Genomic DNA, 23,198 nt, shown 5'->3' on the forward strand with positions numbered 1-23,198 from the left:
TATTCCCACTCAATCGTGCCGGGCGGCTTGCTGGTCACGTCATAGACCACGCGGTTCACGCCCTTCACCTCATTGATGATGCGGGTCGCGACGCGGCCAAGGAAGGCGTGGTCATAAGGGTAATAGTCCGCCGTCATCCCGTCGGTGGACGTCACCGCCCGCAGGGCCAGCACGGCCTCATAGGTGCGCTCGTCGCCCATCACGCCGACCGTGTTGACCGGCAGCAGCACCGAGAAAGCCTGCCAGATCTCGTCATAGAGCCCAGCCGCCTTGATCTCCTCGATATAGATCGCATCCGCCTTGCGCAGCGTGTCCGCCTTCTCGCGCGTAATCTCGCCCGGTATGCGGATCGCAAGGCCCGGCCCCGGAAACGGGTGGCGTCCGATAAAGCTCTGCGGCAGGCCAAGCTCGCGGCCGAGCGCGCGCACCTCATCCTTGAAGAGCTCCCGCAGCGGCTCGACCAGCTTCATGTTCATGCGCTCTGGAAGGCCGCCGACATTGTGGTGGGACTTGATGGTCACCGACGGCCCGCCAATCGCCGAAACGCTCTCGATCACATCCGGGTAGAGTGTGCCCTGCGCCAGGAAATCGGCGCCGCCAATCTTCTTCGCCTCTTCCTCGAACACATCGATGAAAAGGCCGCCAATCGTCTTGCGCTTCTTCTCCGGGTCCGAAATCCCTTCCAGCGCGCCAAGAAACGTCTCGCTCGCATCCACATGGACGAGCGGGATATTGTAATGGTCCCGGAAAAGCCCGACGACCTCCTCACTCTCATTGAGGCGCATCAGCCCATGGTCGACATAGACGCAGGTCAGCTGGTCACCGATGGCCTCATGGATCAGCACGGCGGCGACAGACGAGTCCACGCCCCCTGAAAGCCCACAGATCACCCGGCCCTCGACGACCTGTTTGCGGATCTTCTCAATCGCTTCCTCACGATAGGCTGCCATGGTCCAGTCGCCGGACAGCCCTGCAATCCTGTGCGTGAAATTGCGCAGCATGTCGCGGCCATGCACCGTATGCACAACTTCCGGGTGAAACTGCGTGCCATAGAAGCGGCGCTCAAGGTCTGCGATGATGGCGAGCGGCGCGCCCGGGGATTTCGCGATGACGCCAAAGCCCGGGGCGAGCTCCGCGACATGGTCGCCATGGCTCATCCAGACTTCTTCCTTGGCGTCCTCACCGCCGAACAGGCCGTCCAGCAGCTCGCTTTCCGTCACCTGCTCGATAAAGGCGCGTCCGAACTCGCGGCTGGTACCGCTTTCCACCTTGCCGCCCAGCTGCTCCATCATGACCTGCTGGCCGTAGCAGATGCCCAGCACCGGCACGCCGCGCTCGAACACCGCCTGGTCGGCGCGGGGGCTGTCTTCCCAGGTGACGCTGGCCGGCCCGCCCGACAGGATGATGGCCTTTGGATCAAACGCGTCCAGAAACGCGGCATCTACCTTGTTGAAGGGATGGATCTCACAATAAACGCCGCTTTCGCGAAGGCGTCGTGCAATCAACTGGGTCACCTGAGAGCCAAAATCGACGATCAGGACGTGCTCGTGCTTGTCTGCAACGGAATCGGGTGAACTGGCCATGTTGCCTCCTAGCGTCTAATCCTGAAGGCTGGAAGAGGTGCGGGTGAGAGTAAGAGGGCGAAAAACATGACCGACAAGCAGGCTGAGGCACGCGGCTATGCCGCAGAGGGAATGCAGGCCCTGCAGCGCCGCGATGCAAAAGGCGCCGAAGCGGCTCTGACCAAGGCAATCGCGCTTGACTGGCCCGGCCCGGATATCTGGGTGGCGCTCTCTTTCGCAAAGTCCCTGCAAGGGGACATGGCCGGCCGCATCTCCGCCATCGAAAAAGCGCTTGAGATCGAACCGGCAAGCGTGCGCGCCCGGCTCCATCTTGGTCAGGCGCTTGTCGGATCGGGGCGCGGCAAGGAAGCCGAAGCGGAATTCCGCCAGGGCCTCGCCGGGGTCACGCCAGAGCTGAAACGCAATCCTGAGATTAACCAGCTCACCCATGCAGCAGAGGCCTACCTTGCCGAACACGGCGCGCCCGAGCCGCCTGAAGAGGCACCGGATGGGATGCAGGAGGCCTTCGACGCCTTCATCGAGCAGCATGATATCGGCAGCGCCCCCGATGACGATCTCTTCCGCCAGAGCCTCGACCTGCTCTCCGGCCGCGCCCAGCACTATCCCTCCAGGCCGACACGCTATTTCTATCCCGGCCTCCCTGGCCGCCAGTTCTACCCCACAAGCCGCTTCGACTGGGCCAGCCCCCTCGCCGCCGCGACAGGGGATATTCGCGCAGAGCTTCAGGCCCTGCTCAGCAAACAGGCCGCCGCCGACGCCGGCTTTGCGCCCTATGTCGAGAAGACCGGACGCGAAGGTGTCTCTCTCTCCCACCCGTTGCTCGACAATCCCGACTGGAGTGCCTTCTATCTTATCAAACAGGGCCAGCGCATTGAGGAGAATATCAGGCGCTGCCCGAAGACCTGGGCCGCCATTGAGGCCATTGGCGACGCGGCAAACCCGGCCCCTGCCCCTTCTGTCCTCTTCTCCCTGCTTCAACCCGGCGCCGCGATCCCGCCCCATCATGGGCAGATCAATACCCGCCTTATCTGCCATCTTCCCATCGTCCTGCCGGGCGATTGCGGCTTGCGTGTCGGCAACGAGACGCGTGAATGGAAAGACGGGGAGGTCTTCATCTTCGATGACACGGTCGAGCATGAAGCCTGGAACAATAGCGACCAGCCACGCTATGTGCTGATCTTCGAAATCTGGCACCCGGACCTCTCGCAGCGCCAGCGCCGCCTCCTCACCGACTTCTTTAAACTGGCGCAAAGCCGCGTCGCTGGCACGGGCTGACGTGAAAATTGCCTTTTTGTGCGAAAGCAGTCCTTAAATATTCGCACGGCAAATATGAAATATGTTTTCTGGCCGCTCGATATGCCTTCTGACGACGCTGGGCGCCCTCATTCCTGCGGCCAGCGCGCAAGACGAATGTTCCGCGCTCGACCCGCTCCTCTCTACCGTCGATACCGTCCATGAAATCCGGCTCGATCGCCCGGGCACGATGGAAGAGGAGCTGCTGACCGATCTGGCATTCAGCCTCGCGGCAGTCTCCCTGACAGACATCTACAGCCACACCGACGGCCCTTCGGCGGAAGGCGAGCGCGAGGCCCTGACGCGCTATGTGGACGCCCTTCGCAAGGCGGTCGGACGGCAGGTTCCAGCCCGGGAACTTCGCGCACAAGTCATATTCAAGCAGGACGTCCCTCCCGGCGCCCGGCGTGAGCTGAGCCGGCTCCAGCAACAGCTCGGATGCCTGGAGGAGCCGCCGGTCCAGACCTCACCTCCAAAAGAGGCCGCCCCGCCCCAGTATGAAGCGCGTCCTTTGGGGCCCCTATCGCTCGACGCACAACACCAGCCCTCCGGTCCCCGGCGTCTTCAGGCCCTGCAGCTGGACAACGCCTACGATCCGGCGGCGCGGAAGGTGGAGTTCGAGCGTGCCAGCCATCTTTACAGCTGGGCGCTTCCGGCCCTTTCTACCCTTATCCTTCTTGGATGTTTCGGCACCTGGCTCCATCCGCGGATACGCCGCTGGCGCCTGCGCGATGAACGGCGCACCTGTTATGTCCACGTCCCCATCCGCTATGGCGGCAGGGCCTATACGATGACGATTATCGACTACACACCGGACGGCCTGCGTCTCAAGCATGACGGACGGATTGGCCGGCGGCGGCGCATTTCACTGCACCTGGAAGAGAGCTGGATCAAGGGCAAGGTGGCCTGGTCAAACAGCGTCCATGCCGGTGTGGGGCTTTTCTCTCCCATGACGCCAGAGCAGATCTCATATCTCGCCGGTGAAAGCATCGCAGGAAGTGCCGAGCGATGCGGGGAAGAGATCAGCGTCGCCTAAATGTCAGGCCCAACAAGATCCTCCGGCCAGCCAAACTGCCGTGGATGAAGGTGAAAACTGATCTTCCCGTCGGCCTTCGTCCCAAGGCGGATGAAACGGCGCAGCAGGCCCTTTTCCTCTGTCGCAGTCACAACGCTTCGCGGAATCGCCAGCGGCGGATGCGCCCAGCGAAACAGAAAATGCGGGTTCAGCCACAGCGTATCGTCCGTGAACTGGGCCCACAGCATGCCGCGATAGTGCACGCGCGGGAAACGGCCCCGGCCCAGAGTGACCAGCATCAGGCGCTTGCCATCAAAGCCTTCCGGCACCTCGCTTTGGTACACACGGGCCAGTGTGCGCCACCCACTCGCCCAGGAGAGAAAGACGACGATCCCCACCCATAACGCGCCAAAGAAGACGGGAAAGGCGAGGATGATGATCCAGGCCATCAGGCCGCGCTGCCCGCCTGAAGCGCGCGCTCGCGGAACCCATTCAGCAGGCTGACAAGCCTGGACCCGTTGATCCGGTAGGGTTCGGTCAGTCTCACCTTCCCATACATGAGAAGCCCGGCCATGCGTGGCAGTGCCCGGCGTTTCTGGTCACTCAGTTTGAAGGCCACCTGCCGCGAGGCCGGCATCCCCCGCCCGCCCATATGGTGAAGGCTGAATTCGCTGACCTCGGACCAGCCGATCTTGCCCAGCGATTTGAACTCGCTTGATTCGAACCCCTCCGCGTCCAGCGACAGCCAGGACCGCTTGAACAGCGCGGCCGACGCACCGATCAGCGTGGTCATGGAGAAAAAGACCGTCAGCCAGACATTGATCTCTTCGGCTGGTCCATTGCCGGTCCACCGCATGGCCGTAAGCATGGTGGCAAACAGCGCGCTCGCCCCTGCCAGCACCAGATACTGACGGTTTGTTGACTGCAGATGGATATGGTCGGGAAGCTCGCGTTTCATACCGACAGAAAAGCACCGATTCCGGCCTGAAGCCTATCCTGCAGGGCAGGTTTACGCCTTGCGCATCACCGCAAAGAAGAACCCGTCCGTTCCGGCGCTGCGCGGTGTCAGGCGGACGGACGTCCCACCCTTGCAGCCTGCCGTCACAGTCGCCGCGCCTTCCTCCGTCAGCAGATCCGACGCAATGACTTCCTCAGCCGCGTTCACCTGCTGAAAGCTGTCATGGCGCGACAGGAAATCTGCCACCCGGTCCTCATCTTCCTCGATCAGGAAGGAGCACGTCGCATAGACGAGCTTGCCGCCCGGCTTCACGAAAGCCGACGCCGCCTCAAGGATTTCGGTCTGCTCTTCGATCCGCTTTTCCAGCTGCTTGTCTTTCAGCCGCCATTTCGCATCCGGCCGCCGGCGCCATGTCCCGGTGCCTGTGCAGGGCGCATCGACAAAGACCACATCCATCTGCCCCTTGAGCGCCTCCAGCGCCTCAGGCTCTTTCGGGTGGACCAGCTGCACATTGTGCGCGCCAGAGCGTTTGAGGCGGGGGATCAGCGCAGACAGCCTGCGCCCGTCAATATCATAGGCATGGACCTGTCCCTTGCCGCCCATCATCGCCGCAATGGCCAGCGTCTTGCCGCCGCCGCCCGCGCAATAGTCCAGTACCTGATCGCCGGGCTGGGCATTCGCCGCCGCCGCCGCGATCTGGGAGCCGGCATCCTGCACCTCGACCCAGCCTTTTGAATAGGCCGGAATACTCTCAAGCGAGGCTTCGCGCTCGGACGGGTCGCGCGCCGGTATGTGATAGGCATTCTTCAGCAGCGGCGAGGCTACCGCGTTCGCAGAACGCATCGGTCCGCCCGCCTTCTCAGCGTCCACTTTCAGCGTATTCACCCGGATATCGACATCGGCGCGCACCGCCATGGCCTGCGCCTCGACGACTTTCTCCTCACCGAAAACGCGGTCCATCATCGGCTCCATCCATTCGGGATAATCGCCGGACACCCACGGCTCCGCCGTCACATCCGGCGCCATGACCAGCCGCTCGCGCTCCTCCAGCGTCAGTTTGCTTGGCGCGTGCTGCTCATCCATGGCTGAGTCGATCTTCATGATGTCCCAGCCCCAGGCAAAGCTGAGCGCGCCGAGCACCAGTGCGCGCGGTTCATCAGAGCCCATCGCATGCGTGATGGAATTCTTCTTGCGCAGCGCATCCAACACCAGGCCGGAGACCCATGCCCGGTCCTTGGACCCGGCATAGCGCGCCCGCTTGCCCCAGTCGCGTGCCGCCGACTTGACCGGCTGGTGCCGGTTCAGCACATCGCCCAGCACATCAATCGCTGCTGCTATCCGTCCACCGTCGCGCATGATCTTCCAAGCCTCTCTTGCGAAGGGGCCGTCCTAACGTCCAATTAGGCAAGAGGAAACCGGGGGGAACACCACATGAAGATCGACCTGACACCAGACATACGTCTCGCCAGACGGCGCGACTGGCGCGCGGTCGGTGAGATTACTGCCGAGGCCTTCCGGGACGATCCGGTCAACCGCTACCTCTTCGGCACGGCCGAGGGCGTGCGCGCCGCCATGATGACGCTCGCCCGGCATGTCTACGTGCCCGTGGGTGAGAGCTTTCTGATCGAGGGCAAGGGCGCGACCATGTGGGTGCCACCAGGCGCTGCCCCGAAATTCGGCCTCTGGGCCCAGCTCGGCTTTGCCATGGGACAGCTGCGCCATGGCTCGAAAGGGGCCATGAAGCGCGCGCTCCACGCTGCCGGCCTGATGGAAAAACACCATCCGGATACGCCCCATATGTACCTCTTCTCCATCGGCACCACAGCCAGCGCGCGCGGCAAGGGGGTCGGCAAGGCGCTGCTAAAACCCGTGCTGGAGGCCTGCGACCGCGCGGGCATGCCCGCCTATCTGGAAAACTCCAACCCGGCCAATCACGGCTTCTACAGCGCCCATGGCTTCGAAAAGATTACAGAGTTCCCCGTCGGGCCGGAGGGGCCGCCCATGGCCCCGATGTGGCGGGAGGCGAGAGCCCCGTCATGAGCTTCATCATCGACGAAAGGACGTTCAGCGCCATTGCCATCGCGCTGACTTTCCTTGCTTTTTACCCTTATATCCGCGCCATCCTCAAAGGGACGACCCGCCCGCATGTCTTCTCATGGTTCATCTGGGCCGCTGTCACCTTCACCGTCGCCACAGCCCAGCTTGCGGGCGGCGCGGGTGTCGGCGCCTGGCCAATTGCCCTTTCCGGCCTGATCACCGGCGGGGTCGCCCTGCTCGCGCTCTCGAAATCGGCCGACACCTCCATCGCGCGCATGGACTGGGTGTTCCTGACCCTCGCCGCGACCGCCCTGCCCCTCTGGTGGCTGACCAATGATCCGCTCGCCGCCGTGCTCATCCTGACCAGCGTCGACCTCCTCGGCTTCGGCCCCTCCATCCGCAAGGCCTGGGCCCTGCCGCATGAGGAGAACGCCCTCTTCTTCACAATCGGCGCCATCCGAAACGGCTTCGTCATTCTCGCGCTTGAGCACTATTCCTGGACGACAGCACTGTTTCCGGCAGCCGTGGGACTGGCCTGCCTCGCCTTCGTCGCGATGATCCTCATCCGGCGCGGTGTTGTCAGCCCTGCCGCGCAGGCCGGTCGCTACCGCCCAATCGAATAGTTCGGCGCTTCGCGCGTCATCGTCACATCGTGGACATGGCTCTCTGAAAGCCCCGCGCCGGTGATCTGGACGAACTCGGCCTTCTCGTGAAGCTCAGCAATCGTCTTTGCACCCACATAGCCCATCGCCGCGCGAAGGCCGCCGACCATCTGGTGGATGATATTGCCGATGGGGCCCTTGAACGGTACCTGGCCTTCAATGCCTTCAGGCACCAGCTTGTCGCTGGAGACTTCCTTCTGGAAATACCGGTCCGCCGAGCCGCGTGACATCGCGCCCAGCGACCCCATGCCGCGATAGGCCTTGTAGCTGCGCCCCTGGAACAGGAAGACCTCACCGGGCGCCTCTTCAGTGCCCGCAAAGGCAGAGCCCATCATCGCGGTCGAGGCGCCGGCCGCCATGGCCTTGGCAAAGTCCCCGGAGAACTTGATCCCGCCATCGGCGATGATTGGCGTCCCGGAGGCCTGCGCGGCCTCTGCGCAATCCTCAATGGCGGTCAGCTGCGGCACGCCTACGCCGGCGACGACCCGTGTCGTACAGATCGAGCCCGGCCCGATACCGACCTTGATCGCATCGGCGCCCGCATCGATCAGCGCCTTGGTCGCCGCAGCGGTCGCCACATTGCCCGCAATGATCTGCACCGAATTGGAGAGCTTCTTCGCGCGGGTCACCGCATCCAGCACGGACTTGCTGTGGCCATGCGCGGTATCGATCACGACCGCGTCTACGCCTGCATCGATCAGCGCTTCGCTCCGCTCGAACCCGGCATCGCCCACCGTGGAGGCCGCCGCCACGCGCAGGCGCCCCTGCGCATCCTTGGCTGCATTCGGGTTGAGCTGCGCCTTCTCCATATCCTTCACCGTCAGCAGGCCGACGCACTTGCCGGCCTCATCGGTGATCACCAGACGCTCGATCCGGTGCTTGTGGAGAAGCTGGCGCGCTGCCTCAATCGACTCTTCCATCGTCACCGAGACGACATTGCGCGTCATCAGGTCGGCGACCTTGGCATTCATGTCATCGACAAAGCGCGTGTCGCGATTGGTGATGATGCCCACCACGGTCCCGTCCGCCTCGACCACCGGTACGCCGGAAAAGCCGGTGCGGGACTTGATGTCGTTCAGCTCTTTCAGGCTGGCCGTCGGCGCGATGGTGATCGGGTTCATCACCACGCCGCTCTCATACTTCTTGACCTGCGTGACCTGCCCGGCCTGCTCTTCCACGGTGAGGTTGCGGTGAATGACGCCAATGCCGCCCGCCTGCGCCATGGCAATGGCGAGGCGCGCTTCCGTCACCGTGTCCATGGCGGACGACAGGAGGGGAATGTTGAGCGGGATGGACTTGGTCAGCCAGGTCGACGTGTCCACATTGGCCGGCATGACTTCGCTGGGGCCGGGCTGCAGAAGCACGTCATCGAAAGTGATTGCTTGTCGGATTTTCATGTGGGGAGCTCCCTTTTCGGCCCCTTAATTGAGTCTTCCCGCCTTGTGAAGACTTGGCAGCATGACGTTTCTGCAAATCTGCTCTTCCGCCCTGGGCCCAGGCCTCTTGCCGCAGGGGAGGCTTGCAGGCTTGGGCTCCTGCCCGAACCGGTCTACTTCCATCACCAGATAGACGCGCAGCCAGATGAAGGAGGATTGGGCAGATGATCAGGACAGGATTTGCATGGGCGGGGGCCGGTCTGTTGCTGGCCGCCTGCGCCACCACCTCACCGGAGGGCGACGGCACGCAGGACACTGCCGAGGCGGAAATCAGCACCTCCAACATGTCCGAGATCGTCCGGGTCCTTGCCTCAGATGAGTTTCAGGGCCGCGCCCCCGGTACCGAAGGCGAGACAAGGACCGTCGCCTATCTCATCGACCAGTTCCAGGCCATCGGCCTTGAGCCCGGCGGCCGCAATGGCGGCTGGACCGACCCGGTCACCCTCAACCGCTCGCAGATCACCGATGTGGAAACGCTGAACGTCACCGGCACAGACGGCACCATCATGGAGATGCAGCAGGGCAGAGATATCGTGATCAGCTCCGCCAATGCCCGCCCCGTGATCGAAATCGAGGACGCCCCCATCGTCTTTGTCGGCTTTGGTGCAAGCGCGCCGGAACGCGGCTGGGATGATTATGGCGATGTGGACCTCGAAGGAAAAGTCGCTCTCTTCCTCGTCAACGATCCCGATTTCGGCGTGCCGGACGACCACCCGGCGGCCGGCCTCTTCGGCGGCAAGCGCATGACCTATTATGGCCGCTGGGCCTACAAGTTCGAGGAAGCCGCCCGCCGCGGCGCGGTCGCCGCCATCGTCATCCACGAAACCGAAGCGGCCGGCTATGGCTGGAATGTCGCCGCCTCCTCGCCCGGTGAGAACTATGCCGTCGCCAGCGGCAAATCCGCCAAACAGGCCGTGGACCTTCAGGGCTGGCTGAGTGAAGGCATGGCCGAACAGTGGATGAGCGCTGCTGGCTACGACCTTGATGAGCTTCGCACCTCCGCCCGCCTGCCCGACTTCGAAGCCTTCACCCTGGAGGAGCTGACCTTCAATGCCGGTCTCGGCCTGGATGTGGAGACCATTGAGAGCCAGAACGTCCTCGGCAAGATTACGGGCACGGAGCGCCCGGACGAAGTCGTCATGCTCTCTGGCCACTGGGACGCCTATGGTGTCGGTATCCCGGACGCTCAGGGCCGCACTGTGATGCCCGGCGCGAATGATGATGCTCTTGGCATGGCCGGCATCATGGAAATCGCCCGCGTCATCAATGAAGGCCCCGCGCCCGAACGCTCCATCGTGGTCGCCGCCTGGACGGCAGAGGAAAGCGGCCTGCTTGGCTCTGAGGCCTATGCCCAGGACCCCATCTACCCGCTTGAAAAGACCGTCGCCAATTTCACGCTCGACATCCTGCAGACCGCCGGGCCTGCCCGCGACGTCATCCAGGTCGGCGAAGGCCAGAGCGAGCTGGAAGAGATGATGGCCGAAGCGGCTGAACGTCAGGGGCGCTACGTCTCGCCCGAAGGCCTGCCGCAGAACGGGCTCTTCTATCGCGCCGACCATTTCTCGCTGGCCCGCCGCGGCGTGCCGGTCATCCTCATCATGGGGATCGCCGGCGGCGCCGACCTCGTTGAGGGCGGACGCGAAGCCGGGATCGACTGGGTCGCTGGCTATATCGCAAACCGCTATCACAACCAGAACGACGCCTGGGACCCGGATTGGGACCTTCGCGGCGCAAAGCAGGATGTCTCTCTCATCCTCGACCTCACCCGTGATCTCGCCAATTCCACCGAATGGCCACAGCTCAAGGACACGTCAGAGTTCAAGGATGTCCGCGAAGAAAGCGCCGCTGCGCGCAACTAGGGCTTCCACCCCTTCCCAAAATGAAAGCCCCGGCAGCCAGTGCCGGGGCTTTTTCTTTGCCATTCGCCGCCCCGGTCACGAAGGCGCGCCGAGGCCGCGCTCCCAGGCCTCCACACGCCAGCGCCGCGCCGTCGCCCGGTGCCGCTTTTCCATCGGCACGCCCCCCAGACGTGCCATGAAATCGCGGTGCACCGTCGCCGCGCTGCGGGCCCGGTCCGGGAAATTCTCAGCGTGGTGCAACAGGACAAGCCGCCCGCCGGGCACAAGCGTCCGGCTGACTTCCCCCGCCAGCATGGCAAAGGGCTGCGGCCCCAGATAATACAGCAATTCGGCAATCACGATCAGGTCGAACGCGTGTCCCGGCAGTCTTGCGGCAACATCGTGCTGGATGACGCGCACGCGTGGCAGGTCCGCCGCGACCTGTCTAACCAACTCGGTGCCGGACCGCGTGCCTTCGGTCGCGATCAGGCGCCGCGTATGCTGCGCAATCATGGGCGTATTGGACCCGTTGCCTGCCGCAAGCTCGATCCCGCGTCCGAACCGCCCTGCGCCGATCGCCTTGGCAAGGGCGCCGCGCTTCACCGCTTCATAGCGAGCAGACCAAGTGTCCCACGGGTCCGCATCGGCGTCGAACTTTTCCGCAAAACCGGCAAGGGAGATCGCGCCGCGCCTCATGCTGGCTCGAAAGTCTCGGCTGGCGGACAGAACCCGGCAATCATGGCGCGGCTCATCGTGAACCCGGCGGGATCATCATCAACAAGACCGGTCTGGCTTCTATAGCTGCGAATGGCCGCGTGCTTCATGCGCCGGACCGCACCAAGGGGCAGCCTGTATCTGGGTTTGAACCGGCTGGCCTCCTCTGGCCAGACGACATAGCTGAACTGGCGCACACGCGCCGGCCAGGCTGCCTCGCAGGCCCGCGCAACCACCTTGTGGTCGCCGTGATAATCCTTGACCGAGGGACGGAAGACCAGATCCGGCGCCCCCTGCCCACGAAGGGCGCGCACCAGCCTGGCGAACTCCTCTTCGCTCAACCTCTCAAGCCCGCTATCTGGCAGGCCGAGAAAGCTCACCTGGCCCCGACTCAGACCGGCCCGTGCCATTGCGGCCTGCGTTTCGCGCGCACGCTGGCGGGCAAGACGCCGCTGCGGCCATTTGCGGCTGTCATGAGAGGCGGCACCATCGGTCACGACAACAACGCCGACCCGCATTGCCTCGCGCGCGGCGCGGTGGATCACACCGAAAGCGGCAATCGCCTCATCATCCGGGTGAGGAGAGACAACCAGAACGGATTTGCCCCTGAAGGAAGGCAATGGCCTCATAGGCCGGGCACCAGCAATCCATTTGCGGCGGCCTTGCCGACCTCCTGCACCTTCGCGTCCGGGACCGGCTGACGCAGATAGACGGACAGATCCATCATCTGCTTGCAAAGTGGACCTGAGCGGAAAAAGCTCGCGGCCCCGACACTCTGCTGGGCCAGCAATATGGCCTCTTGCGCAAGATCAGCCACACTCATCCGGGCATGGGCAACAGAGGCCAGCTTCTCTTCCGTCGATTGCTGGAACCAGCGCGATTGGACGGCGCGCACCGTGGTGGCCGACAGATCCGCGCAGCGATAGAGCCGGGCCAGCCGCTCGGTCTGCTGCACGCTTTCGGTCCGTCCGGTGCGCAGCAGATGATCGCGCACCCTGTCGAACAGGCCCGCAATGCCGCCTGCATGGGCCGCCACAAAGCGAAGCGCGCCGCCACTGAAACAGGGTTCGCGCTCATAATCTCCTGGCGCGCCAATTTTCCAGGCCTCATCGAAAGGCACGCCGGACCAGCGCACCAGATGCGTCTCGCTTTCCTGCATGCCCGCCACATCCCACCAGGACCGGTCGATGGCCGGCGGCGTGGCCGTAAGGTCGAGCAGGAGAAGCTGCACATTGGCGCGGTCGCCCCCATTCAGGGTCACCAGCGCATGCGAGAGAAGTCCCGCCCCGCTGGCAAACGCCTTGCCGCCCATCAGCTGCCCGTTCTGCACACGCAGAGGCGCATCCTTGAGGTCTGCATTCCAGACACCCAGCACCGCGCCCTGGCTAAGTGCCTTGTTCAAGGCGCCCGCCTGAACTGCATCGCCGCGTGTCAGCACGATCTGCACCGCATCGATATGACCTTCCAGCACACGTGCAAAGGCAAGATCCTCGCGGCCCGCCTCGTAGAGGCATCGCAGCAGGGCCAGCATGTTGGCCTCGCTCTGCCAGGCTGGCAGGATAAGACCTTCGCTTGCCTCATGCACCCGGCGCGATAGTGCCAGTGCATCCTCGCTTGGTGCCGTTTCCATTTCAGAGGCAGTCGGACTCATGCCGCGACCTCCACCTTGTCTGCATCCGTCAGCGCCGCCAGCGCTGCCTCCGCAGCCGGCAGTGGCAGGACATTGGCCTGCGGCAGGCAGTCTTCCGGCGCAACGATTTCGACAAAGGCATCAGCGGTGCGGGCCTCACGCGCGACCTCTCCAAGATGTATCTCGCAATAACCATAGCGCCGGGCCGCTGCCGCGATCGCCAGCGGCCCCGCCTCGAAGGCCGCCCGCAGCGCCGCTTGCAGCCGGTAATGGCGAAGGCAGACACCCGGATCGGCGACCAGTGCCGGCAGCTCACTATAGAGCTGGTCGCGCAGCTCATCGGCCAGCCCGCCCGGCGCACGCCCGGCCACGCGGTTGGACGTATAGACCAGCACAACGGGATCGTGGCGCACACGGAAACCTTCGCGCCGCGCCTTGGCCACAAGGGCCCGGTCTTCGCCGCGCACAAAGGCCGGGAAGCCGCCCAGCGCTCTGTAAACATCGGCCCGGAACCCCAGATTTGCCCCGCCCAGCGAGGGATGGGCCGGCACGGCGTCATAGGCAATCGGGTCGACATTGCGGCGCTGCGTGTGCAGCGCGTCGAGATAATCCTCAAGCCGCGTTCGCCAGCAGCCCATCAAGCGGATGGTCCGTTCGATCCGTCCGGCGACCACGTCCACGCTCTCAAGCGCGCGGCAGGCCATCTCGATCCAGTCCGGCTCCGGCACTGAGTCGGCATCGGTCGTCAGCAAGATGCTGCCCGGTCCTTCGCAGAGCGGCAGGCACATCTTCATTGCCTGCCTTCGTGCGCGCCCCGCATTCGGCTCGGCCAGCGGACTTGTCGCCAGGCGATAGTCAAAGCCGCATGTCGGCAGGGCTGCGCGCAGCAGCGCCTCACTGTCATCGCTGCATCCGTCGAGCAGGAAGCAGACGCTGAAAGTGTTCGCCCCAACGCTCTGCCCGGCCAGCGCATCCAGCAGGCGCGGCAGACGGTCGGCCTCATCGCGGACGGGGATACCGACCGCGACAGGCCCTGGAGGGACCCACCTCATGACCCGGCCTTCGCCTCGAGGTTTTCAGACCGTTCAGCGAGTTCAGACATATAGTCGTCGCTCTCATAGATATCGCCGGTCGCCTCTTTGAGCTTGCTGACCGCGTCATCAAGGCCAAGCGCATCGGCAAACGCGGCCGCCGTGCCGAAGCCGGCAATCCCGTAATGGCTCATGCGCTGGAATTGCGCGATGGCCGCAACATCGATGACGTCGCCCGGCCCATCGGCCTCGACCGCATGTTTGCGCGCCTCTTTCACAAGACCTTCCATGCCTTTGCAGTGCTCTTTCTTCAGCTCACCGCCAGCATCCTCGATCAGCTCTTTCAGGAGGCTGGTATGTCTCTCGATCCCCTTGATCGAGGTTTCGAATTTCGACTTCAGCTTGTCGTCGCCGACCGCGCCGGCCATGTCGCGCACCACCTTGGCCATCTGGTCATTGGCCGACCAGAGGTCCTGGAGTTCTTCAAGATAAAGGTCTTTGAGATTCTGCGGGGTAGACATTCTGGAATACCTCTATGGGTTGACTGGACCACCGGGCCATCAACCAAGGCGCGTATGCTTCGTTCCCGCCCAAAGGGCTCCAGATCGGACAAACCGACCGATGGTTAGCTTGGGTTAAGATCCGTAAAAAGGGCGCGGGCTGGATCGCCTTCTGTGAAGCTGTGGCGCGGTGCCACAGTTGCAAAGCCGCGAGCCCCATGGCCTAGCTCCGCCCAAGATGAGACCCCGCCTGCCCCTGCCCTCCCGGCTGACATCTGTTTTCGGCGCAATCGCGCTGGTGGCGATCATCATGCGCGGCCTCATCCCGGCGGGCTACATGATCGCCGCCCCCGGCCAGACGGACGGCCTCATCAGCATCGAAATCTGTCATGGCGGCAGCGGGGAGACAGGTACCCTCCTCCTCGATCCACGCACCGGCGATCTCGTCGACCCGGACGACCTCTCAGACACGCCGGAAGAGAGCGACGGCCAGGCCTGCCCATTCGCGCTGAGCGCCCATTTCGCGATCCCCGCCCAAGACGCGCAGGCGAGCCAGCCGGTCCAGTACGCCTTCTACTACCAGACCGCCGCCAGCGCGGGTATTCCCGGCCGCGGCCTCGCCGCCCCGCCACCGCCCTCGCGCGCCCCGCCCGTCTCAGCCTGATCCGTTCCGTAGCGCCCGCTCATGCGGCGCGCTCATGCCCGGTCTGCCTCCACCAGCGGCGGCGGGCCCTGATCATTGCTGAGACACATCATGAAACATCCCTCTTCCTGCAGCCTCGCTGCACTTCTCGCCCTTGCGGGCACCGCGCTCGCGCCGGCTGCCGCCCAGACCCCGACGCAGCTTCCGCCCATCGACGCCCAGCCTGACGACGCGCCGGCCGAGGCGGCAACCACCAGCCCCACCGCCCCAGGCAGCCGCCCTCTCACAAAGCCCGAAATCGAACGCCGCCGCCTCTCCTCACCCGACCCGCTCGCGCTCATGTCCCGCGACCCGGGCGTGGCGGTTCAGTCGAATGGCGCCATTGCCTCGCTTCCCGTCCTGCGCGGGCTCTCAGATGACCGGGTCGGCGTGCTCATCGATGGGCAGGCGGCGACCAATTACTGCCCGAACCACATGAACCCGGTGACCTCCTATATCGACGCCTCGCGGGTCGAGCAGATCACCGTGACCCCGACCCTCTCGCCCGTCAGCGCGGGCGGTGACAATATCGCCGGCATCATCTCCATCGAGACCCGCGCGCCGGAGTTTTCCGCTGGCGGGGTCGAGGTCTTCGGCGAAGCCGGCGCGCGCTATCGCAGCGTCGCCAATGGCCGCGGCGCCTCCCTCGAAGCCAATATCGCCGGCGAGAAGCTGAGCGGCCGTTACGAGGCGAGCTATAACAAGGCCGATAATTACGAAGCCGGCGACGGGCGCGAGGTCCGCTCCACTCTCCATGAGAACTCCGACCAGTCCCTCCTGCTCGCCGCCGCCCCGGCAGAGGATGTCCTCTTCTGGGTCCGTATCGGGCGGCAGGGCGTGCCCTATGAGGGCTTTGCCAACCAGCGCATGGACCTTGTCGACAATACCAGCACCAGCGTCCAGCTCCACGGCGAAGGCCCCGCCGGCCCCGGCCGCCTGACCGCCGACGCTGCCTGGCGCGATGTCGACCATGAGATGAACTTCCTCTCCGACAAGGGCGGCGCGGCCACCGGCGGTATGCCGATGATCAGCGAAGGCGAGGATCTCTCCGCAAGGCTGAAATACGAACTGCCCGTCCAGGGCGCGGGCGACATCCGCCTCGGCGCCGAAATCTTCCAGGCCTCGCTCGACGATTACTGGCCCGCCGTCCCCGGCAGCATGATGATGTCGCCCAACACCTACATCAATATCAATGACGGCGAGCGCAATCGCACCGGCGTCTGGGCTGAGTGGGAGGCCGCCCCCGCCGAGGCATGGTCCACCCTGTTCGGCCTTCGCTATGAGCGTGTGGAGATGGATGCCGGCGAGGTCCAGCCCTATGCCTGGACCGGCATGATGAACATGGCCGATGCCATGGCCGCCGCCGCCTCCAACGCCAGGGACCGCGCCCGTGAGGACGACAATCTCGACCTCACCGCCAAGGCCGTCTGGCGCCCCACAGACCAGATCGCCCTCGAATTCGGCGCCGCCCAGAAGACCCGCTCGCCCAACCTCTATGAGCGCTATGCCTGGGGCCGGGGCTCCATGGCTGCCTCGATGACGAACCTCACCGGCGACGGGGCGGGCTATGTCGGCGATATCGATCTCGAACCGGAGGTCGCCCGCAGCCTCGCCGCCACGCTCGACTGGACGGGCCCGCGCGAGGACGGCCCGCAGCTGCGCCTCTCCGCCTGGGCTTCGCAGGTGGAGGACTATATCGACGCGGTCCGTATCGGCGCCCTCTCTGACGGCCTCCCCCTTCTCCAGTTCGCCAATGCCGAGGCAGAGCTCTACGGCCTCGAAGCGTCCGGCTCCGCGCCGCTTGCAAGCTCGGGCCTTGGCGACACCCGCCTCACCGGCAGTGTCAGCTGGTCGAAGGGCACAAATGAGGACACGGGCGACAATCTCTACAACATCGCCCCCCTCAAGGGCCTCCTCGCGCTCGAGACCACAAAGGGCGTCTGGACCCACGCGCTCGAAGTCGAACTGGTCGACCGGAAGGACACGGTGAACGCCCTGCGCCAGGAGCGTGAGACCGGCGCCTACGCCCTCGTCCACGCCCGCCTCAGCGCAGAGCTCGGCCGGATCACCCTCACCGGCGCCATAGAGAACCTGTTCGACCAGACCCATGACCTCCCGCTCGGCGGCCTCGCCTTTGGCGACTACATATATGCCGGGCGCACCGGCCCGCTGCAGCAGGTGAGAGGTCCCGGCCGCTCGGTCAATCTCGGCCTCTCGGTCGCCTTCTAGGATGAGCGGGCAGCGGCCATCGTCGGTCTCCGTGAAGAGCCTTGTCCTCGCAGGGCTCTTCCACCTCGGCGCGGCCGCTGCCCTCCTCTCCCTGTCCGGCCCGGCCTCCGGCGGAGGCAGCGGCATGACGATCATGGAGGTGGAGCTGGTCGCCGCACCGGAGACACCCGAACCGCCCCCGCCAGCTCCAGCCCCACAAGCCGCGCCTGAAGAGACGCCAGAGCCCGCGCCAGAACCCACGCCAGAGCCCAAACCAGAACCTCCACCCGCGCCGCCAGCAGAGCCCGCCACCCCCTCTGCGCCTGCACCCCAGCCAGCCGAAGCCGCGCCCGTCCAGCCAGCCACAGCCCCCGGGCCCACAGGCGGCGAAGCCCCCTCAACGCCCCGGCCAGACAGCGAAGAAAGCGAAGAGAGCGAAGAGAGCGAAGACACCGGCGCACACCTCGCCGCCCCCGAAAGGCCGGACATGTCCCCCTCCGCCCCGCAAGAGGCAGGCGGGGAGGCAGGCCAGGAGACAGGCCAAGAGACAAACAGGGACGAAGCCGCTCGCCCGGCTCAGCGCGTGAAAGCCGGGACATCCGGCAAAGGCCGGGACGCCCTCACCGCCTGGCAGATGCGCGTCCGGCAACAGCTGATGCGCCACGCGCCCAGAGGTGTCGCCGGGGCAAGAAACTGCGAAGTCGCCTTCCAGCTTTCGGCAGACGGAGAGGTCTTGTCCGCCGCCCTCCTCACCAGCAGCACCAGCCCCCGCTTCGACCGCCGCTGCCTCAGAGCCATCCGCCAGGCCGCCCCCTACCCCGCCGCCCCAGAGGGCACCGCAGACCCGGACCGCACCTTCGCCATAGAAATCCGCCAGCCCGGCTAGGGTGCCCCGGGCGAGAGGTCAGCGGCCTCGAAGCGCCGAAATCACCCCCAAGCGACATCCCGAGCGAAGTCGAGGGACGGAGCGAAGCCACATCTCCCCTCTCCCTTGGGAGGGGGTATAGCGATGTCCGAAGAAAAATAGTTGCGATAGGAGGCGTCTTAGCTCTTCACTTCAGAAGCGCTCGGTGACCAATTCATCACCCAGAATTGCGGCGGCAATGGGATGCGATGACGCTGACATGCTAGCAGCACGAGGGGCCAAATGCCGATCCGGACTGCCGACAGGTTTGCGAAGTCGTTGCTGGCGGAAATTTCTTCCTCAAGAGTTTTTAGGAGACCGGCTGTTCCATCTGACAACGTCAGCCCAGGTAGCGCCGCCCCATGAATGTCGGTGTTTAGGAAGAGATGTTCGTCCGTGGCCTCATCCGGAAACCACAACTGCCAAGTACTATGAGGCATAAAATTTCGATAAAAATCCTCTAGGGCAGAAAATGCTGATTGGTCGTCAAATATGCTTAGCCAAACTCCTAGTGTCGGATAGAGAATACTACCCAACGTGGCATCCTCCCTGTAGTTTTCTCGACTTTTTGGATGTTCAACTAAGTCGGAGTACTCTCTGAAGGCACAGGGGAAATAGCCATGGCTTCGATGGCTAAAAATCGAAGAAAGAGTCATCTGCTCAATCCAATCATGAGCGAAACCTGTCTCCCCTTGGTGTAGCAACAGGAGCGCAGCAAGATTAACTTCAATGGCGTGATCGTCTCTTAACGGCGTATAAAAGACAGGATTGTTCTTAATCAGTTTTATCAGCCTATCGGAACATAGGTTCAATTGCTCGGCGATGGGCTCCTGATCCGACTCTCCTTCGCTAGGCCGCAGGCTTTTCTGAAAGACAAGCCAGTGACCATGAAGCGCTAAGCGGCCCAATGCTTCGAATAATTTTAAATTGATATCAGCACTAGAATGGCTGGGAACGGATGCTGCTAAACCATCCTCTATCTCGCAGTAGGGCAAAACATGCTCATCCAGGTATGCACCGGAGTTTGTGAGCATAAGAGAGATGGCTTTATCAACTACATCGGATAGCGCTCGGTGGTACTTCGATTTACCTACAATGTGCTGATGGCTTAAGTGCCATATTGCGAGCAAAGAGAGAGATGTACACCTGTAGCTAGCCTCGAGGTTACCAGCATCTCGACACCACGCAAAAATCGTCCAAGCGGCCACAAGGATTTGCCGTGCCCTTCTTATGCGGTCACTAAAATTCTTGATTTCGGGCGTAACGATTTGATCGATTAAAGAACGAAAATGAGCTTCACAAACATCTGGCTCATCCACCAACGCGACAGCCTTTCTGAAGTTAACCTCGAAAGATTTTGGGAAGATGTGTTCCCGCAAGAGACCAGTGCCTATGAGGCCTGCAATGTAATCGCCATTCCATTCAACAAAGTCGATTTCTCCCGCTTCAGCATACTTGTCGATGAACGCACCAACGCGCGGCCTAACATCCTCCTGGATGTCCCCACCAAAGCACAACGCAACTACCTTTGGCATTTTGCGATATCTTCGAGGCAATTGCTTCGGGATATAGACGTCTAGGATATCGACAAGTGAGGGACGCAATGATTGCTTACCCGTATCCCAATCATCTCTGCCCAAGTCTCCAGACTTCACAGACAGAAGATAAATCGCGGGAACGCCTGTATCGGGGTGGGGTCCAAGAGCCGCTATATCAACGCCGTATTGAGCGGTGCCCCGCATTGGGCGAGATATGATTGTGAAGCCCAACTCACTGAGAATGTCGGGAAGTACGATGTCTAGCTCGTCGCGTTCACGAAGCGACGCGAGGTATTGCTTCAATAGTAACTTCAATTGGGTCTCTTCTCGTTTCGAAAACGGAACATGAGGTAACTCAAACGAGCTGGATATAAGACGTCCATGCGAGGCAAGGCTGTGGATGTCTCAAAGGATTTCATCGAAATGACCTGCCGAGAGCTGCTTCCGCCGCTATCAACAATTCGACTGATGGCAGCTCGACCGTAAAGCAGCGTGCTGGTCGGAAAGATTGACATAAAGACCGACTTTTCCTTCATCATCTTGCTTGCCTCCGCATCTTGCTCACGCCTGACTTCCGCTTGAACTCGCCGCTCCAAAGGCGACGGGTGGAAGGCTTTGTTTAATTTGAGTTGCTGTAGCGGCTCTCGGTAAGCGTCCACCGCGTTGCTCATACGCTCGATCGATGCTTTCAATCCACGTGTGGGATGGATCTTTGCATACTGCTCGAACAGCTCAAGATCGCCTGGGAAATTGCGCAGCCAAAACGAAGCTATATCGATTTCTAAGCGCTTACGATCTTCCAAGGGTAAGGCCATCAGACATGTAGTGAGCAGCGAAACTGCGGGACCGTGGCAGAAGAAGAGATACGCATAAATTTTGCGAGTTAAGTAGAATACATCCGCGACTGATAACTCTGAACTGGGCAAGTCAAATGCGTATACGGATTTGTCGATAGGCGGAAAAATATCATTTAACTGCGAGCAGATTACCTGGTCTCCAGCGAGCAGCCAGTGAACTAAATATCTGCAAACAACTGCTGCGGGAGCTGACTGCAACTTGCCCACAAAAATATCAAGGTCTTCCAATTTGGTTGGGTCTTCGCCATCTTGAAGCAGGAGGCTGGTAGTCAATTCGCACACAAGTTGGAAATCGCTGTTCAAATCCAGCTCTGAAAGCGCCAAATCAATAAGACCCAAGGTGTTAGGTGCTTCGTTCGACGCCGGAAATAGCCCATACACCTTTTCCTTTAAGGACTGAGGGTATCCGCCGCTTCGTGCCAAACCATCGATGAGCTGATGGCGTACTGATTGTGAGGGGTTCTGCGCAAGCAATTCCAGCGCGCCAACAAGAGGCTGCAATGGTTCACTGCTGTTACCCAGTATCCGATTGGCGGCGGTGACTGCTGACACCTGATCAACTTCACTCCCCTTTTCCATCAAGTTGATAAGCGTTCGATAGATCGCGTCCGCATCTCCCCCAGCCCGAACAATCGCCGACAGAGAAATTATTGCTTGATGACGAGTCTGAGTTTCAGCGGACTGCGACCAGTCAAGCGCCGTTTCTAATGCGGCGGCGGCATTGTGCTTAGCCCAATTGGCCAGAAACGCATGCACTAGTTCACTATCTCTTTCGCATGCGGCAATGACATCGCGAACCTCAGCGAGGCAATCCGCGTTAGTTTCTGTCCATTTTTCAAAGCTCTTGAACAACAGATGGACGTCAGCCTGACGTGCGCCGTCCAGAATATCGTGGAACCAACAAATTGTAGTTTTGGGATCAGAGCGTACTTGGCCTACTGCTACCTCGATTGCCACGTTCCACCGAGTTTTATATTTCGCCTCTAGCGCCACCCAATCGATGCGGCGCAAAAACTCAAAGAGTTCAATCGAACCGGAAGTGTGTAGGTCAGCTAAGGCCTCACCAAGCAGCGTTAAATCCGCCTGATCTGAACTGGTCACAAGGGACTGGAAGTTTCCGGACTGGACCGCTTCGTAGATTTGGTCAGAAATGCTAGTAGTGATTAGGGTCTCCGATCGAATTGTGTAATCGTTGCCAAAACGCTCAAAAGCAATCGACAAAACTCTGGATTGATTCGCACGACTTCATCACTCTGCAAATCAAAATCCGCCCCCGAAAACGTCTCTTCAGCGATCAGCTTCAAGATCAAACGATCAACCACGGGCCGCATCGGCTCCACCAAATCCAGAGCGAATGACGGAGTGTTGTCTTTGTGCTTTTCGCGTTGGTCATGCATCACGCCAATCATTGGATCATAGCCGTCCGCGATTGCCTTGGTCTTTGTTTGTGTAAGCGGTGTTATCTAGAAATGTGCTCGCCTGATTAACGGGCCGTGACGAGGCAACTGAGCAGCCTTTGCGCAAACACAAAACGCATGAGGCTATCTCCTACCCCGGTCAAACTTTCCCACCTGACGCCGCCCGCCCCTATCCTTCCGGCCATGCAGGACACATCCAGCTTTGTGACGGCGGGCTTCAGGGCTTTGAGGGACGAGATGGCAGATCTCGACTTCCGGGCCGGGCTGTCGCGCAAGGAGGTGAAGCTCAGCCGGCGGCTCTATACCCATGTCCGCGCGCGGCTGAAATGGGTTGAGACGCTGGCGCGCCGGCTCCTCGTCCTGATGGCGGCTGCCGCGGGCCTTCCGAAACACACCAGAATGCCCGTCATCCCGGAAGGGGCGCAGCCGCTATCCGGGACCGCGCCTGATCCGGCCGGTGCGGCTCACCCCCGCTCCGGCGCGCGCGGCTTTGCCCTCATGCCCTCCATGGGGGCCTTCCGCCCCCTGGACCCCAGTGTCTTTGCCCCGGATGGGGGCGAGCGTGCGGGGCGCGCGCGCCGGCCGCTTGCCATCGCACCGCTCGTGCACCGCTGGCGCACCCTCTGTGACCTGCTGGAGCACCCTGAGGCCGCCGTGCGCCGCATGGCCCGGCTGCTCGCGCGCCTGCGGGCAGACGGCGCGCCGCGCCCGCTCTGTCTCGTGGAGGTGCCGGCGCGGCGCCTCCCGGCAGAGCTTGGCCTTCTCGCCATCAGCCTGCCCGGCGCCATCGCGAAGGCGCTTTCGGCCTGGTACGATACCGGCTAGCGGGCGCTCTTCTTTTTTTGGGGGAAAATGATTTTGCCGCCGGGCGCCGCAGGCCGTGCCCGGCGGGCG

At 62.5% G+C, this 23,198-nt stretch carries 22 protein-coding genes; 9 read left to right on the forward strand and 13 right to left on the reverse strand.

From position 1 onward, the window contains the following. Nucleotides 1-1,583: glutamine-hydrolyzing GMP synthase (gene guaA, locus ABNU55_RS12820; protein ID WP_290754574.1), on the reverse strand; the 1,583-nt coding region annotated here is incomplete at its 3' end. A 66-nt stretch (nt 1,584-1,649) separates the two neighbouring features. Between guaA and ABNU55_RS12825 the strand changes: the two genes are divergently transcribed. Together ABNU55_RS12825 and ABNU55_RS12830 are read left to right on the forward strand one after the other, a co-directional pair. Further along, entirely contained in the window at nt 1,650-2,858 is a 1,209-nt protein-coding gene (locus ABNU55_RS12825) for an aspartyl/asparaginyl beta-hydroxylase domain-containing protein (RefSeq protein ID WP_290754573.1), read from the forward strand. A gap of 61 nt (nt 2,859-2,919) precedes the next feature. After that, nucleotides 2,920-3,912 (forward strand): hypothetical protein, encoded by a 993-nt coding sequence (locus ABNU55_RS12830; RefSeq protein WP_290754572.1) that lies wholly within the window; start codon nt 2,920-2,922, stop codon nt 3,910-3,912. On the opposite strand, the gene ABNU55_RS12835 is transcribed toward ABNU55_RS12830, so the two are convergent. Genes ABNU55_RS12835 through ABNU55_RS12845 form a run of 3 tightly spaced genes read right to left on the reverse strand, consistent with a single transcriptional unit; the run spans nt 3,909 to nt 6,205 of the window. After that, nucleotides 3,909-4,340, reverse strand: coding sequence for a hypothetical protein (locus ABNU55_RS12835; protein WP_290754571.1), 432 nt, complete (start codon nt 4,338-4,340; stop codon nt 3,909-3,911). The two genes, ABNU55_RS12830 and ABNU55_RS12835, sit on opposite strands and share 4 nt — an antisense overlap. Beyond that, the gene (locus tag ABNU55_RS12840; RefSeq protein WP_290754570.1) at nt 4,340-4,849 is read right to left on the reverse strand and encodes a hypothetical protein; all 510 of its coding nucleotides are present in this window, start codon (nt 4,847-4,849) and stop codon (nt 4,340-4,342) included. Before ABNU55_RS12840 ends, ABNU55_RS12835 begins: the two co-directional genes overlap by 1 nt. A gap of 51 nt (nt 4,850-4,900) precedes the next feature. Next, a complete protein-coding gene (locus ABNU55_RS12845) occupies nt 4,901-6,205 on the reverse strand; it encodes an RsmB/NOP family class I SAM-dependent RNA methyltransferase (protein ID WP_290754569.1) in 1,305 nt (434 codons plus the stop codon). A gap of 75 nt (nt 6,206-6,280) precedes the next feature. On the opposite strand from ABNU55_RS12845, the gene ABNU55_RS12850 reads away from it, so the two are divergent. Both ABNU55_RS12850 and ABNU55_RS12855 read left to right on the forward strand, forming a co-directional pair. Then, complete coding sequence (locus ABNU55_RS12850; protein WP_290754568.1) at nt 6,281-6,889, forward strand: GNAT family N-acetyltransferase; 609 nt, start codon at nt 6,281-6,283, stop codon at nt 6,887-6,889. Then, nucleotides 6,886-7,509, forward strand: a complete 624-nt coding sequence (locus ABNU55_RS12855; RefSeq protein ID WP_290754567.1) for a hypothetical protein — start codon at nt 6,886-6,888, stop codon at nt 7,507-7,509. Before ABNU55_RS12850 ends, ABNU55_RS12855 begins: the two co-directional genes overlap by 4 nt. Here ABNU55_RS12855 and guaB read toward each other — a convergent pair. Next, complete coding sequence (gene guaB / locus ABNU55_RS12860) at nt 7,491-8,945, reverse strand: IMP dehydrogenase (RefSeq protein WP_290754566.1); 1,455 nt, start codon at nt 8,943-8,945, stop codon at nt 7,491-7,493. The two genes, ABNU55_RS12855 and guaB, sit on opposite strands and share 19 nt — an antisense overlap. 203 nt (nt 8,946-9,148) lie before the next feature. Here guaB and ABNU55_RS12865 point away from each other — a divergent pair, with 203 nt between their 5' ends. After that, on the forward strand, nt 9,149-10,843 hold the full coding sequence (locus ABNU55_RS12865; RefSeq protein ID WP_290754565.1) for a M20/M25/M40 family metallo-hydrolase: 1,695 nt from the start codon (nt 9,149-9,151) through the stop codon (nt 10,841-10,843). A 75-nt stretch (nt 10,844-10,918) separates the two neighbouring features. Here ABNU55_RS12865 and ABNU55_RS12870 read toward each other — a convergent pair whose 3' ends face one another. The 5 genes from ABNU55_RS12870 to ABNU55_RS12890 are packed head-to-tail and all read right to left on the reverse strand — an operon-like array spanning nt 10,919 to nt 14,718. Further along, on the reverse strand, nt 10,919-11,518 hold the full coding sequence (locus ABNU55_RS12870) for a class I SAM-dependent methyltransferase (RefSeq protein WP_290754564.1): 600 nt from the start codon (nt 11,516-11,518) through the stop codon (nt 10,919-10,921). Then, nucleotides 11,515-12,165, reverse strand: coding sequence for a PIG-L deacetylase family protein (locus ABNU55_RS12875; protein WP_348764394.1), 651 nt, complete (start codon nt 12,163-12,165; stop codon nt 11,515-11,517). Before ABNU55_RS12875 ends, ABNU55_RS12870 begins: the two co-directional genes overlap by 4 nt. Next, nucleotides 12,162-13,187, reverse strand: coding sequence for an acyl-CoA dehydrogenase (locus ABNU55_RS12880; RefSeq protein ID WP_290759692.1), 1,026 nt, complete (start codon nt 13,185-13,187; stop codon nt 12,162-12,164). The genes ABNU55_RS12875 and ABNU55_RS12880 overlap by 4 nt, the downstream gene beginning before the upstream one ends. Continuing rightward, the gene (locus tag ABNU55_RS12885) at nt 13,184-14,218 is read right to left on the reverse strand and encodes a glycosyltransferase (RefSeq protein ID WP_348764395.1); all 1,035 of its coding nucleotides are present in this window, start codon (nt 14,216-14,218) and stop codon (nt 13,184-13,186) included. The genes ABNU55_RS12880 and ABNU55_RS12885 overlap by 4 nt, the downstream gene beginning before the upstream one ends. Further along, nucleotides 14,215-14,718, reverse strand: a complete 504-nt coding sequence (locus ABNU55_RS12890) for a DUF892 family protein (RefSeq protein ID WP_290759688.1) — start codon at nt 14,716-14,718, stop codon at nt 14,215-14,217. Before ABNU55_RS12890 ends, ABNU55_RS12885 begins: the two co-directional genes overlap by 4 nt. 217 nt (nt 14,719-14,935) lie before the next feature. Between ABNU55_RS12890 and ABNU55_RS12895 the strand changes: the two genes are divergently transcribed. The 3 genes from ABNU55_RS12895 (at nt 14,936) to ABNU55_RS12905 (ending at nt 18,473) form a co-directional block, all read left to right on the forward strand. Next, the gene (locus tag ABNU55_RS12895) at nt 14,936-15,361 is read left to right on the forward strand and encodes a DUF2946 family protein (protein ID WP_348764396.1); all 426 of its coding nucleotides are present in this window, start codon (nt 14,936-14,938) and stop codon (nt 15,359-15,361) included. Nucleotides 15,362-15,451: 90 nt separating this feature from the next. Next, a complete protein-coding gene (locus tag ABNU55_RS12900) occupies nt 15,452-17,608 on the forward strand; it encodes a TonB-dependent receptor (RefSeq protein WP_348764397.1) in 2,157 nt (718 codons plus the stop codon). Nucleotides 17,609-17,639: 31 nt separating this feature from the next. Beyond that, nucleotides 17,640-18,473 (forward strand): TonB family protein, encoded by an 834-nt coding sequence (locus ABNU55_RS12905; protein WP_348764398.1) that lies wholly within the window; start codon nt 17,640-17,642, stop codon nt 18,471-18,473. Between the two features lie 158 nt (nt 18,474-18,631). Here ABNU55_RS12905 and ABNU55_RS12910 read toward each other — a convergent pair whose 3' ends face one another. The 3 genes from ABNU55_RS12910 to ABNU55_RS12920 all read right to left on the reverse strand — a co-directional run bounded on the left by ABNU55_RS12910 (nt 18,632) and on the right by ABNU55_RS12920 (nt 22,349). Next, nucleotides 18,632-20,344: a hypothetical protein gene (locus tag ABNU55_RS12910; RefSeq protein WP_348764399.1), complete on the reverse strand. Its 1,713-nt coding sequence runs from the start codon at nt 20,342-20,344 to the stop codon at nt 18,632-18,634. Beyond that, nucleotides 20,341-21,987: a hypothetical protein gene (locus ABNU55_RS12915; RefSeq protein ID WP_290759680.1), complete on the reverse strand. Its 1,647-nt coding sequence runs from the start codon at nt 21,985-21,987 to the stop codon at nt 20,341-20,343. Before ABNU55_RS12915 ends, ABNU55_RS12910 begins: the two co-directional genes overlap by 4 nt. Before the next feature lie 62 nt (nt 21,988-22,049). Beyond that, nucleotides 22,050-22,349 carry a CRISPR-associated endonuclease Cas1 gene (locus ABNU55_RS12920; protein ID WP_348764401.1) on the reverse strand — a complete coding sequence of 100 codons (300 nt, stop codon included), beginning with the start codon at nt 22,347-22,349 and terminating at the stop codon, nt 22,050-22,052. A gap of 72 nt (nt 22,350-22,421) precedes the next feature. Between ABNU55_RS12920 and ABNU55_RS12925 the strand changes: the two genes are divergently transcribed. Continuing rightward, nucleotides 22,422-23,129, forward strand: coding sequence for a hypothetical protein (locus ABNU55_RS12925; protein ID WP_290759678.1), 708 nt, complete (start codon nt 22,422-22,424; stop codon nt 23,127-23,129). Nucleotides 23,130-23,198: the final 69 nt, after the last annotated feature.

It is taken from the genome of uncultured Henriciella sp., from assembly GCF_964005855.1.
Lineage (GTDB): Bacteria > Pseudomonadota > Alphaproteobacteria > Caulobacterales > Hyphomonadaceae > Henriciella.

Excerpts from the sequence above, each read along its gene's own strand:
- ABNU55_RS12825 (WP_290754573.1), top strand. The coding sequence starts at position 1,650 with ATGACCGACAAGCAGGCTGAGGCACGCGGCTATGCCGCAGAGGGAATG.
- ABNU55_RS12830 (WP_290754572.1), top strand. The coding sequence starts at position 2,920 with ATGTTTTCTGGCCGCTCGATATGCCTTCTGACGACGCTGGGCGCCCTC.
- ABNU55_RS12835 (WP_290754571.1), bottom strand. The coding sequence starts at position 4,340 with ATGGCCTGGATCATCATCCTCGCCTTTCCCGTCTTCTTTGGCGCGTTA.
- ABNU55_RS12840 (WP_290754570.1), bottom strand. The coding sequence starts at position 4,849 with ATGAAACGCGAGCTTCCCGACCATATCCATCTGCAGTCAACAAACCGT.
- ABNU55_RS12845 (WP_290754569.1), bottom strand. The coding sequence starts at position 6,205 with ATGCGCGACGGTGGACGGATAGCAGCAGCGATTGATGTGCTGGGCGAT.
- ABNU55_RS12850 (WP_290754568.1), top strand. The coding sequence starts at position 6,281 with ATGAAGATCGACCTGACACCAGACATACGTCTCGCCAGACGGCGCGAC.
- ABNU55_RS12855 (WP_290754567.1), top strand. The coding sequence starts at position 6,886 with ATGAGCTTCATCATCGACGAAAGGACGTTCAGCGCCATTGCCATCGCG.
- guaB (WP_290754566.1), bottom strand. The coding sequence starts at position 8,945 with ATGAAAATCCGACAAGCAATCACTTTCGATGACGTGCTTCTGCAGCCC.
- ABNU55_RS12865 (WP_290754565.1), top strand. The coding sequence starts at position 9,149 with ATGATCAGGACAGGATTTGCATGGGCGGGGGCCGGTCTGTTGCTGGCC.
- ABNU55_RS12870 (WP_290754564.1), bottom strand. The coding sequence starts at position 11,518 with ATGAGGCGCGGCGCGATCTCCCTTGCCGGTTTTGCGGAAAAGTTCGAC.
- ABNU55_RS12875 (WP_348764394.1), bottom strand. The coding sequence starts at position 12,165 with ATGAGGCCATTGCCTTCCTTCAGGGGCAAATCCGTTCTGGTTGTCTCT.
- ABNU55_RS12880 (WP_290759692.1), bottom strand. The coding sequence starts at position 13,187 with ATGAGTCCGACTGCCTCTGAAATGGAAACGGCACCAAGCGAGGATGCA.
- ABNU55_RS12885 (WP_348764395.1), bottom strand. The coding sequence starts at position 14,218 with ATGAGGTGGGTCCCTCCAGGGCCTGTCGCGGTCGGTATCCCCGTCCGC.
- ABNU55_RS12890 (WP_290759688.1), bottom strand. The coding sequence starts at position 14,718 with ATGTCTACCCCGCAGAATCTCAAAGACCTTTATCTTGAAGAACTCCAG.
- ABNU55_RS12895 (WP_348764396.1), top strand. The coding sequence starts at position 14,936 with ATGAGACCCCGCCTGCCCCTGCCCTCCCGGCTGACATCTGTTTTCGGC.
- ABNU55_RS12900 (WP_348764397.1), top strand. The coding sequence starts at position 15,452 with ATGAAACATCCCTCTTCCTGCAGCCTCGCTGCACTTCTCGCCCTTGCG.
- ABNU55_RS12925 (WP_290759678.1), top strand. The coding sequence starts at position 22,422 with ATGAGGCTATCTCCTACCCCGGTCAAACTTTCCCACCTGACGCCGCCC.